This is a genomic window from Streptomyces sp. GQ60 (assembly GCF_059758875.1).
The window spans coordinates 528510-540036 of record NZ_JCAXEG010000003.1 but is presented as its reverse complement, the minus strand read 5'-3'; the positions used below and the strand labels follow the sequence as shown (position 1 = coordinate 540036).

General features: G+C 72.4%; 10 protein-coding genes. 4 read left to right on the top strand and 6 right to left on the bottom strand.

Annotated elements, in window-relative coordinates; all coding sequences use genetic code 11:
* Window positions 1-246 precede the first annotated feature (246 nt).
* Both AC6CKD_RS11060 and AC6CKD_RS11055 read left to right on the top strand, forming a co-directional pair.
* Window positions 247-969: a DUF998 domain-containing protein gene (locus tag AC6CKD_RS11060; protein ID WP_498326825.1), complete on the top strand. Its 723-nt coding sequence runs from the start codon at window positions 247-249 to the stop codon at window positions 967-969.
* Window positions 966-1862, top strand: a complete 897-nt coding sequence (locus AC6CKD_RS11055; protein ID WP_498326824.1) for an alpha/beta fold hydrolase — start codon at window positions 966-968, stop codon at window positions 1860-1862. Before AC6CKD_RS11060 ends, AC6CKD_RS11055 begins: the two co-directional genes overlap by 4 nt.
* A gap of 54 nt (window positions 1863-1916) precedes the next feature.
* Here AC6CKD_RS11055 and AC6CKD_RS11050 read toward each other — a convergent pair whose 3' ends face one another.
* The 4 genes from AC6CKD_RS11050 to AC6CKD_RS11035 form a co-directional block, all read right to left on the bottom strand.
* Window positions 1917-2336, bottom strand: a complete 420-nt coding sequence (locus AC6CKD_RS11050) for a CBS domain-containing protein (RefSeq protein ID WP_498326822.1) — start codon at window positions 2334-2336, stop codon at window positions 1917-1919.
* 252 nt (window positions 2337-2588) lie between these two features.
* Window positions 2589-3266 carry a DUF305 domain-containing protein gene (locus AC6CKD_RS11045; RefSeq protein WP_498326821.1) on the bottom strand — a complete coding sequence of 226 codons (678 nt, stop codon included), beginning with the start codon at window positions 3264-3266 and terminating at the stop codon, window positions 2589-2591.
* 23 nt (window positions 3267-3289) lie between these two features.
* On the bottom strand, window positions 3290-3943 hold the full coding sequence (locus AC6CKD_RS11040; protein WP_498326819.1) for a thioredoxin-like domain-containing protein: 654 nt from the start codon (window positions 3941-3943) through the stop codon (window positions 3290-3292).
* A gap of 72 nt (window positions 3944-4015) precedes the next feature.
* Window positions 4016-4417 (bottom strand): hypothetical protein, encoded by a 402-nt coding sequence (locus AC6CKD_RS11035; RefSeq protein WP_498326817.1) that lies wholly within the window; start codon window positions 4415-4417, stop codon window positions 4016-4018.
* 172 nt (window positions 4418-4589) lie between these two features.
* Between AC6CKD_RS11035 and glnA2 the strand changes: the two genes are divergently transcribed.
* Together glnA2 and AC6CKD_RS11025 are read left to right on the top strand one after the other, a co-directional pair.
* Window positions 4590-5951: a gamma-glutamylpolyamine synthetase GlnA2 gene (gene glnA2, locus AC6CKD_RS11030; RefSeq protein WP_478689285.1), complete on the top strand. Its 1362-nt coding sequence runs from the start codon at window positions 4590-4592 to the stop codon at window positions 5949-5951.
* Between the two features lie 390 nt (window positions 5952-6341).
* The gene (locus AC6CKD_RS11025; protein WP_498326961.1) at window positions 6342-7244 is read left to right on the top strand and encodes a helix-turn-helix domain-containing protein; all 903 of its coding nucleotides are present in this window, start codon (window positions 6342-6344) and stop codon (window positions 7242-7244) included.
* 124 nt (window positions 7245-7368) lie between these two features.
* Here AC6CKD_RS11025 and AC6CKD_RS11020 read toward each other — a convergent pair whose 3' ends face one another.
* Window positions 7369-8946 carry an ice-binding family protein gene (locus tag AC6CKD_RS11020; RefSeq protein WP_498326816.1) on the bottom strand — a complete coding sequence of 526 codons (1578 nt, stop codon included), beginning with the start codon at window positions 8944-8946 and terminating at the stop codon, window positions 7369-7371.
* Window positions 8947-9182: 236 nt separating this feature from the next.
* A complete protein-coding gene (locus AC6CKD_RS11015) occupies window positions 9183-11276 on the bottom strand; it encodes a PIG-L family deacetylase (protein WP_498326815.1) in 2094 nt (697 codons plus the stop codon).
* Window positions 11277-11527: the final 251 nt, after the last annotated feature.

Here is an 11527-nt window from a genome sequence, read left to right as displayed (position 1 = left end):
CGACGGCACGTCCTCCATGGCGTGGGGTCGCGTCGGACGGCCCGGCGTGCGCATGCCCGCGACGCCGGGAACCCTACCCGGGGTGGGTACCCGATCGCCGGACCGAGCGCGGCCGCGTTTAGGATTAGTCACACTATGTCCATAAATGGCGCGCCGCTGAATCCTGTGAACCCCCGGGACCCCGGGGGCCCGCTCCAGCACGCGGAGCCCGTGAACTCCCGGAGACCCCGGGAATCCCGGAGTTCCGTGAACACCCCCTCCGCCGCGAGGGGTCCCGCCCCCACGGCCGGGACCGCCGCCCGCTCCGTCGCCCTCCTCATAGGGCTCGGCGCCGCCGCCTACACCGCGTGGGTGCTCGAAGTGGTCCTCTCCACGGGCCTCAACCCCATCGAGACGTACGTCAGCGAGCTCGCGGCCCAGGACCAGCCGCTCGGCGGTCTGTTCCGGGCCACCGACTTCACCGCCGGCCTCCTGGTCTTCCTCGGCGGCCTGCCGGCCCTGGTCCGCGTCGCCAGACGCGTGGAACCGCGGCGCCTCTGGTCCGTCGCCGGCTGGTCCGGGATCACCGTCTTCGGCGCCTCCACCGCGGCGGACGCCTGGCTGCCGCTGAGCTGCACGCCGACCGTGGACCCCGAATGCGCGGCGCGGGAGACCGCCGGGCTGGTCCCCGCCACCCATCAGGCGCACGCCGTCAGCAGCAGTCTCGCCATGACGGGGGCGCTCGTCGGGATCGTGGCCCTCACGCTGGCCGCCCGCCGTTACGGCCGCCTCGCGCCGCTCGCGCGCTTCGGGCCCGCGCTCGTCGTGCTCGAACTGCTCGCCACGGCCTGGACCCTGGTCTCCATCGCCCTCTTCACCGCCGGGCACGGCACCTGGGCGCTCGGCGCCGGGCAGCGGCTCCAGGTGCTGCTCGTGGCCGTCTGGCTGGGCCTGCTCGCGTACTCCGTCCACCGGGAACGCCGGACGTGAGCGGATCCGGGTCCGGGGCGGCCCCCGGGAGGTTCGTCCGCCCCTCGGCCGGCCCCGCCGGCCACGCCGCCGACGGGACGCCCCTGCACGTCCTGGTGGAGGGCTCCGGCCCTCCCGTCGTCCTCAGCGCGGGGCTCGCCATGGCCTGGTTCGACTGGGACCCGGTGGCGGAGCTGCTCGTCGCCGCCGGCCGTACCGTCATCCGCTTCGACCGTCCCGGCCACGGACTCAGCGCCCCCGCCGTGCGTCCGCCGTGCGCCGCCGGGGAGGCGCACCGGATCGCCGGGCTGCTGGACGCGCTGGGTCTGGGCGCCGAGCGCGTCACCGTGGCCGGGCACTCCATCGCCGGGTTCCACGCCGAGGCCTTCGCCCGGCTGTACCCCGGGCGCACCGCCGCCCTGGTGCTGGTCGACAGCAGCGTGGAGGAGCGGCCCCGTACGGTCCTGCCCGCCGGCGTGCGCACGGGCGCCGCCCGGGTGCTCGGGCGGGCCGTGACCGCCGCCGGGCTGCCGGCCGCGCTGGGCCCCTGGGCCCGGCGGACCGCCGTACGGGCATCCCGCGCGGGCGGCGCGGACCCGGCCGCGCGGGACCTCGTACGCCGCTGCTACCGGACCGGCCGGGTCTGGCGCGGAGCGCTGCTGGAGAACTCCCGCTACCCCGACACGGCCGCCGAGGTGCTGGCGCTGCGCGCGGAGCTGCCGCTGACCGCGCCCGCCACCGTGCTGGCCGGCCACGACCCCGGCGCGCGCCGCCCGGATCTGGGCTGGCTGGGCCGCCAGGCGGCACTGGCCGACGTGCTGGGCGCCCGCTTCGTGGTCGCGGAACCCGCCGGGCACCTGGTCATGCTGGACCGCCCGCACCAAGTGGCGCGGGCGGTCCTGTACGCGGTGTGACCGGATGCTCCGCAGGCTCGGGAGGCGGTATGGCCGCGGGTCCAGCTGCGGGTTCTAGCCGCGGGCGTAGACCTTCTCGGCCCAGCCGGCTATCTGCTGCTCGGACAGGTGCTTGGCCAGGTCGGCCTCGCTGATCATCCCGACGAGCCGCTTGTTGTCGATGACGGGGAGCCGGCGGATCTGGTGGCTCTGCATCTCCTCCAGCACCTCGGAGACGTCCGCGCCCGCGTCGATCCAGCGCGGGGTGCCCTGGGCCATGTCGCCGGCCGTGGTCGTCGACGGGTCGTGGCCCTTGGCCACACAGCCGATGACGATGTCGCGGTCGGTCAGGATGCCGCAGAGCCGTTCGTTCTCGTCGCTGATGGGCAGCGCGCCCACATTGAGCCGGCTCATCAGCTGAGCGGCCCGGTCCAGGGTCTCGGTGGCGGGGATCCACTGGGTCCCGCGGTGCATGATCTCTCCGGCGGTGGTCATCGAGTAAACCTCCTGAGCACGCCGTAGCGGCCGGGCGCGGGTGCGCCGGCCTCGGCGTCCTCATCCTCGGTCGCCCGTTCGGCCCCCGCGACTCCACACGGGTGACGGTGGGCCGTACGGGTGACCCCGCGGCTGTCGGCGCGGACCCGCCCGCGAACGCCGGCGGGCTGGAAAACCCAGCCCCGCCGGCGTTTTGAGGCGCAGGTCCGGGGGCGGAGCCCCCGGACGACGGTGCCGCTCGCGGACGACGGGTCACCCCGCGGCCGGCGGCTCCGCCCCGCGCTGCTTGAGCATGTCGGCCATCAGGTCGAGCTCCGACTGCTGGGCCTCGACCATGCCCTGGGCCAGGGCCCGCTCGGCCGCGTTGCCGCACTGGTCGGCACAGCCCTGGGCCATCGCGACGCCGCCCTTGTGGTGGTCGGTCATCAGCCGCAGGTAGAGCACCTCGGCGTCCCGGCCCTCGGCGGAGCCGAGCTGCGCCAGGTCCTCCTTGGTGGCCATGCCGGGCATCAGCGCGCCGGGCTTGGCGACGACCCCGCCCATGCCGTGGCCCGCCGTGCCGTGCGTGCCGCCACCGGCCCCCATCCAGGACATGGGCGGCTCGTCGGCGACGGTCTTCGGCAGTCCCCACATGTCCAGCCAGCCGTGGAGCATGCCGCGCTGGTTGGCCTGGGTGTTGGCGATGTCGTAGGCGAGGCTCCGTACCGGCTCGTCCTTCGTGCGGTCGCGCACGATGAAGGACATCTCGACCGCCTGCTGGTGGTGCACGGCCATGTCCCGGGCGAATCCCGCGTCGGCGGAGTAGAGCCCCGGCGTACGGGAGGACGCGGGCGCGGAGTCGGCTCCCCCCGCGGTGGCGACCGTGGCCCCCACCGCGAACAGCAGCGCCAGGCCGACGGCCGAGCCCGCGGCCCAGTACGTACGGGTCACGGAGCCGCGACCGGGCGTACGGGTCACTTGTCGGCCAGCCCGTTCGTGCACGCGGCGCCCGGCTCGGGGGTCTGCGCGCCCTGCACGTACTTGGTGAGGAAGGCCGCCACCCGGGCGTCGTCCGCGTTGTCCACGGTCAGCTGCTTGCCCCACGCGCTGAGCATGATCGCGCCGGACTGCTCCTTGGCGGGGCTCATCAGCGTGTACGGGGTCTTGGCCACCTTGGCCGCGAGCTTCTCGACGTCGGCCTTGTCGGCCTTCTCGTTGTACGTCACCCACACGGCGCCGTGCTCCAGCGAGTGGACGGCATTGGTCTCGGGGATCGGGTTCGTGTAGACGTCGCCGTTGCAGTTCATCCAGCGGGGGTGGTGGTCACCGCCGACCGGCGGGTTCATCTCGTACTTCACCGGGGTCTCGACGTGCTTGCGGCCGAGCGTCTTGGCGTCCCAGGTCTGCTCGCCGGCGACCGGCGCCTTGGCGGCGGCCTCCTCGGCTTCCTTCTTGTTCTGCCGGTCGATCATCACCCACGCGCCGAAGCCGATGAGCCCGGTGACGATGGCGGCCGACGCGGTGATCGCGATGGCCTTGTTGCGCCGGTCGCGCGCCTGGTCGGCACGGCGCATCTCGGCTATCCGCGACTGGCGGGAGTTGTTGGTTTCGGACTTCCTGCTGGCCATGGCCCTGAATCCTTTTTGCTGAGGGGGGTGGAGTGGAGAACGCGCTACCTGAGCGCCGCCGGACCGGGACCGTCAGGTCCGCAGCACCTGGAGGGCGTACAGGTCGGGGCCGCGCGCGAGCGCCGAGGGGGGCCGGATCCACGCCGCGGGCGCGGGGCCCACGGCGGGCACGGGCGTCCCGCCGGCCGCCAGGGCCGCGGGCGGCGCCGGGGGCAGCAGTCCGGGGAGAACGTGCGAGAGCGGGGAGCAGCCGGGCCGGTCGTGCGGCGCCGCGCAGACGAAGCGCTGCGCCCCCGGCGCGTGGGCGGTGTGCCCGGCCCGGGCGACCGCCCCCGCGGCGGCCGGCTGCCCGACCCCGGCCGTCCGGCACAGGAACGCCGCGCCGGCCAGCACCCCGAAGGCCATCAGGAGGACGGCATGCCGGAGCAGCGGACGTCTCCGACGTCCCTGCTCGTCCCGCGCATGGCCCCCCATGGGCGCCGATGGTAATGCTCATGACCGGCCCGAGGTCAGTGCGGGGGTGCCACCGGCTTTCCGGGGTGCGTAATCTGGCGGAAACCACCGCTGGCGATACTGGGCCGGCCCGACTGTGCCCACGCCCCCGCGGCGGTGGTGCTCAGGCCGCCTGAACTGCGAGGATGAAGCCATGGACAAGCAGCAGGAATTCGTCCTCCGGACGCTCGAGGAGCGCGACATCCGCTTCGTGCGCCTGTGGTTCACCGACGTACTGGGCTTCCTGAAGTCCGTAGCGGTCGCGCCGGCGGAGCTGGAACAGGCCTTTGACGAGGGCATCGGGTTCGACGGCTCGGCGATCGAGGGGTTCGCCCGGGTCTACGAGTCCGACATGATCGCCAAGCCGGACCCGAGCACGTTCCAGATACTGCCGTGGCGTGCGGAGGCCCCCGGAACGGCTCGGATGTTCTGCGACATCCTGATGCCGGACGGCTCGCCCTCCTACGCGGACCCGCGGTACGTCCTCAAGCGCATCCTGAACAAGACCTCCGACCTGGGCTTCACCTTCTACACCCACCCGGAGATCGAGTTCTTCCTGCTGAAGGACAGGCCGCTGGACGGCACCCGGCCCACCCCGGCCGACAACTCGGGCTATTTCGACCACACCCCGCAGAACGTCGGCATGGACTTCCGCCGCCAGGCGATCACGATGCTCGAATCCATGGGCATCTCGGTCGAGTTCAGCCACCACGAGGGCGCCCCCGGCCAGCAGGAGATCGACCTGCGCTACGCCGACGCCCTCTCGACGGCCGACAACATCATGACCTTCCGCCTGGTCATGAAGCAGGTCGCCCTGGAGCAGGGCGTCCAGGCCACCTTCATGCCGAAGCCCTTCTCGGAGTATCCCGGTTCGGGCATGCACACCCACCTCTCCCTCTTCGAGGGCGACCGCAACGCCTTCTACGAGTCGGGGGCCGAGTACCAGCTCTCGAAGGTCGGCCGCTCCTTCATCGCGGGCCTCCTGAAGCACGCGGCCGAAACGGCGGCGGTCACCAACCAGTGGGTCAACTCCTACAAGCGCATCTGGGGCGGCTCCTCCCGCACCGCCGGCTCCGGAGGCGAGGCCCCCTCGTACATCTGCTGGGGCCACAACAACCGCTCGGCCCTGATCCGCGTCCCGATGTACAAGCCGGGCAAGACGGGCTCCTCCCGCGTGGAGGTCCGCTCGATCGACTCGGGCGCCAACCCCTACCTCACGTACGCCGTCCTGCTCGCCGCGGGCCTCAAGGGCATCGAGGAGGGCTACGAACTCCCGGCCGGCGCCGACGACGACGTCTGGGCCCTCTCCGACGCGGAACGCCGCGCGATGGGCATCGAGCCCCTCCCGCAGAACCTCGGCGAGGCCATCGCCCTGATGGAACGCAGCGAACTGGTCGCCGAAACCCTCGGCGAACACGTCTTCGACTTCTTCCTCCGCAACAAGAAGCAGGAGTGGGAGGAGTACCGCAGCGAGGTCACGGCCTTCGAGCTCCGCAAGATGATGCCGGTGCTGTAGCGGTAGCCCAGCCGGAATGTTCTGGCGCTCCGGGCCGACGGTCGACGACCGCCGGCCCGGAGGCGTTTCACCGCCCTGGGCCGTCCGGGGCCCCCGGACGCGGACTCCGAGGCCGAGTGCATCCCTGTCGGCGCGGTCGGCGGAATACGGGCGGGCATGCTCTACGGCCTGGCATATTGCGCGGAAATACCAGCCGACATGCAGTTCATTCACGATGGAAAATATGAAAAGTGTGACTGTCTGGAGAAAGTGAAGGCGGGTCCGTTGTGAAACGCAGGTAATGCTTCGCGCGGGTTGCGCAACGACACGGCGAAAAAGGCGGGTCAACTCGACCTGACCGTGGCAATCTGCTCGCCATTGCAAGGTTTTTCGAGCGGAGGTAAACGGTCCGTGGGCTTCAACGTCAATCCCACCGTCAGCAGGCGTCGGCTGGGTTCGGAGCTGCGTCGGCTCCGGGAGATGAGGGGTATGACGACGCCGCAAGTGGCGGCGAGCCTGCTGATCTCCCAGCCCAAGATCAGCCTCATGGAGAACGGCCGCCGCCTCATCAAGCCGCGCGACGTACGCGATCTCTGCGGGCTGTACGGAGTCCAGGACCGGCGGCTCGTCGACCGTCTGATGCGGCTGGCCGGCGAATCGGGGCGGCAGGGATGGTGGAACGCCTACGGCGACATTTCCTACGGCGCCTACATCGGCCTGGAAGCAGAAGCCGCGGTGATCCGGTGCTACGAACCCCTGGTGATCCCCGGCCTGCTGCAGAGTCCCGCCTACGCCCGGGCGGTCATTGCAGGAACGATCCCTCAGATCACGCCGGAACAAGCCGCCACCCGCCTCCACGTACGGCTGCGGCGCCAGCACCGGCTGGGCTCGGCGGGCAGCCCGCTGCGCTTATGGGTCGTAGTGGACGAGTCGGTCCTGCGACGCGTCGCGGGGAACCGCGAGGTCATGCGCGAGCAGCTGGAGCATCTGACCCGCCTCGGAGCCCAGCCGAACATCACCGTGCAGGTCCTCCCCCACGAGGTGGGGGCGCACCCCGGTGTCTCCGGACAGTTCGCGCTGCTCGAGTTCGCCCACGCCGCCGACGTCAGCGTGGTGTACCTGGAAAGGTTCACCGGCGACATCTATGTGGAGAAACGATCCGACGTCGGGATCTACAGGGAAATGTACGCCCACCTGCAGGCCCGGGCGCTGAGCCCGGACAGTACCAGGCAGTTCATCGACGAAGCCATCGCGGGGTACATCGGCGAGGAATTCCGGAGAGGTGCCCGAACGCCGGCTCCCGTGAACCCGTGAATCCGTGACCCGTGACCCGTGACCCGTGACCCGTGAACCCTGAATCCGTGAACCCTGTGCGGCAGGCGGCCTGACTTCGGGGGCCGAGCCCCTGGGTGCGTGTCCAGGGGCCCGGCTGTGGCGACTAGTCCTGTCGAGTCGCCGTACCGCGGCGGTTCCTCTTCATCGCGAAGAGAGCCGCGCCTCCGACGAATGCCAGCGCGGCCGCGGAGGCGGCCATGATGCCGCTTTCGCTGCTCGTGCCGTTAGTGGCGAGGGCGGGTGATGCCCCCTTCGGCTGCTGACCGGTGGTGGCGCTCACCGGGGCGAAGTTGACGCTCTTGACCGGGTTGCCGGGAAGCGCGTCACCCCGAGCGGCGTCCGGGCCGCCCGGCAGATGGTCGGCCCACGGGGGCTTGCCCTGGTCGTGGTCGTCGTGACCGTGGCCCGGCTTGCCGTGGTCGTGGTCCGGGCGACCGTGACCCGGCCCGCCCTCGTCGCCGTCGTGGTGGCCCGGGTGGCCGTGGCCGTGATCGCCCGAGTCGCCCTTCTCGCCCTTGTCGCCGCGGGGCCCCTTGGGTCCGGCGGGTCCCGCGGGGCCGGCAGGTCCGGCAGGTCCGGCAGGTCCGGGAGGTCCCGCGGGTCCGGCGGGTCCGGCGGGTCCGGCGGGTCCGGCGGGTCCGGCGGACCCGATGGGTCCGGGCGCACCGGTCGGGCCGGGTGCACCGGGGGCGCCAGGGGCGCCAGGGCTGCCGGTCGGGCCGGGTGCACCGGGTGCACCGGGGGCACCGGGGGCGCCAGGGCTGCCGGTCGGGCCGGGCGAGCCGGTGGGGCCGGGCGAGCCGGTGGGGCCGGGCGAGCCGGTGGGGCCGGGCGAGCCGGTGGGGCCCGGCGAACCTGTCGGCCCGGGCGAACCTGTCGGCCCGGGCGAACCTGTCGGCCCGGGAGGCCCGGTCGGGCCGGCGGCGCAGGTCGGCGTCGTGATGGTGTTGTCGTCCAGTGTGACCGCGCCTTCACGTGCCAGGGCGCGGCCTTCGATCTCGGCGTTGTTGTTCAGCGTGATGGACTGCAGGGCCAAGATCGTGCCCTTGAACTGAGTGGTCGTGTCGAGGGTGGCGGAGCTGCCCACCTGCCAGAACACGTTGCAGGCACTGGCTCCGTTGATGAGGGACACGACACTCGCGGGAGCCGTGGTCAGGGTCGAGGGGATCCGGAAGATGAAGACGGAGTTGGGGTCGTTCTGCCCGTCGAGAGTGACCGTTCCGGTGAGTTGAACGAACGAAGGGGCCGTGTAGACGCCGGGCGCCAGCGTCAGTCCGCCGATCTCGGACGAAGCGAGCACGTTCCCGGGTCCCCGGCCTGCCGCGTCGTCGTAGGCGATGACGAGGTCGGCCTTCGCCTGGCCGGCGGCGGCGTTGGGGAAGACGCGCTTCACGCCGTTGACGATGCCCGGGGGGAAGCCGGTCACCGAGGTGCCCGGATAGAGCCCCAGGTCGCCGTTGACGACGGTGTTGCCCGTGTTGGTGACCGTCGAACCGGCCAGGATCCCGTAACTGGTGGCGGTCCCCAGTCCGACGGGGGCCTCTGCGGCATGGGCGAGGGTCGGGGCCAAGGTGGCCGCCGCCAGGAACGCCGCCGGGAGCAGGGCAAAGGCTCCCCGTTTGAGCAGCGTGTGCTGAGTGCTTGTGCCGGGTGGGGCCGTACGGAGGACGTTCCACGCCATAGCAGGACCTTTCTTGTTGCTGGCCAGGGCCGTCGGCCCGTTGCCTGCACCCACACGCGGGCTCCCTGAGAAGGGGGATCGGCTTCGCGTCAGAGGTGGTGACGGGTTGTCACGCAGGGAGCATTACCGCATATTGCAGAGCAATAGACCGTAAATGGGAAAAAGCGGCTGCATGAGTGACACGGCGTCAGGAAAGGGCGCTCCACCGCCCCCGGTGTGTCCGGCGGCAGGGCCGGCTACGCCGGTGGTACCGCGCGGTGCCAGGTGGTGCGGGTCGGGGTGGGGAGGGAGGTGGCCACGTGGAGTTCCGCGTCCAGGCCCAGGACCACCGTGGTCAAGGCGCCGCCCGGTTCCTGGATGCCTGCCGGGGCGCCCGCGTAGAGCATCTGGGACTCGTTCCACGCCGGCGGGCCGCCGAGGCCCGTCGTGCTGACGGTGCCCGAGTCGGCGCGGCCCGCTATGAGGCGGCCCGCCACGCCCACCGCGCCGTAGCCCGCCCGGCCGCCGGCCTCCGTGACGCTGGAGACCGCCGGCTTCGCGCCGCCGGCCGCCGCCGTGACCAGGGCGGTGCGTACGACACCCGAGTCCGGGCGCCGGAAGTAGAGGCGGACGCCCGCGGCCTCCGGGGCGGCGGTGAGGGGCACGGTGGTGGCCGGGAGCCCGGTCGGGAAGGGGCCGGCCAGCGGGGCGTCCGGGGCGGGCTGGATCCAGACCACCACCGACTGGGTGGTCGCGGCGTAGACGTGGCGGCGCCCGGCGGCGTCGACGGCCGCCACCGGGTCGGACTGGAGGTCGGCGCCCCCCAGGTGCTGCCAGCCACCGAAGGCGCCCGAGGGCTCCTGGGTACGGGCGAGCAGGGCGCGCCGGGAGTCGCGGACGTACACCGTCAGCCGCCCGTCCGGGTCGGAGACGGCCGAGGGCGCGCTGATCGAGGAGGTGCCGGGCCCGTCGCCGGGCTCCGGGGTGCCGAGCGAGACCCACGCCCCGAACGGACCGCCGGGCACGGACTGGACGGTGTGGACGATCTCGCGCCGGTAGTCCTCCGGCCGGTCGCCGAAGACCGTGCGGGTGGTGAGGACGGCGACCCTCCCGTCGGGGAGGCGGGTGGTGGTCGCGCCCGGGTCGATGCCGGTCCCCGGCAGCAGTACCGGGCCCTGCCAGGCGGCGCCGGGGCCGGTCCCCGCCCCGCGGCTCCAGACGGCCATCTGGCCGTCGAGCACGGCGAAGGCGTACAGCCGGCCGGTGGTGCCCTGCGCCAGCCAGGAGGAGTGGTCGCCGCGGACGTAGCGCAGTGAGTAGGCCCAGTTGCCGCCGCTCGGGCTGCCCGCCACCTTGCGGTCGCCGCAGCCGGAGGGCGAGCCGCAGTAGTTCTGCCTGTCGTGCCAGCCGTACGTCTTCAGGAAGCCGATCTTCTTCTCGGCCGTCTGCGGGTCCAGCGTGTGCGGCAGGGTGCCGTTGTGGTAGCCCAGGTAGTTCTGGACCGTGAAGCGCGGCCGCTGCCCGACCGGGACCCGTGCGGCGTACGCCGCGGCCCCGGCCTGCGCGAACCGGGCCGCGTACATGTGGTCCTGATGGTCGGTGAGCCTGCCGGAGTCGAGGTACCGGCCCGGTGTCGGGTCCTGCATCCGTATCGTCGTCGGCTTGTACCGCTCCAGGACCCCCGATATCGCCGCTATCACCTGGTCCTTGGTGTACGTGGGCGGCTGCGCGACCGGAGTGCCGGCGGCGAGCTGCGGGGCGAGCGCCGGTATCCGGCCGTTCCACAGGCCGCGCAGGCTGTCCGGGTTGTCGGCGACGGGGGCGCGGGCCTCGCGCAGTTGCAGCCAGACCAGGTTGACGTGGGGCTTCGCCACGAGGACGTCGAGCTCGGCGTCGCCACCGCCCGCGGTGGGGATGACCGTACGGCGCCACGGGCTGGTGCGGTCGCCGGTGGCCATGTGGGCGTAGGCCGAGCGTATGCCGTTCTGGCGGGCTTCCGCGTAGTGGCCCCGGTCATGGGGCTGCTCGGGGTCCTTGGCCGCACGGCCGTTGGCCTGGTTGCGGCCGTCGGCCTCGCCCGAGGTGAGGTACAGGGTGGTGACCGGGGTGCCGGCCGCGAGGGAGCGGCTGACGTCCGGGTTCATGAAGAACAGGTCGTCGTCCGGGTGGGCGACGACCTGGACGACCGAACCGGCCGTGGTGCTCGCCGGGAGGACGGCCGAGGCATCGGTTCCCGGGACGGCCTCGGCCGCGGTCTGCTGGCCGGAGGCAACGGCGAGCGCGCCGGTGACCCCGATGGTCAGCATCGGGACCACGGTCGCGAGGAGGAAACGTCGGCGGGATACGGGCATCGGCTACGCCTTGGGTCGTTCCGGCAGGAAGAACCGCGTGAAGCTGTCGGTCTGTCATTGAGAGGTCATTCCGGGCGACTTGGTTCACCCGGCTGGCCGATGACTTCCGATGTGTGGAAACGGCCGCCCGGGAGCGGGTCGCGTGGGCGCTTCGTACGTGTCCGTGGTCACGGGAAACGCCCCCCGGGGGGCGTTGACTGGTTCTCGTCGACCTCGTGCCGACCTCGTGCCGACCACTTCCCGGCTCTGCG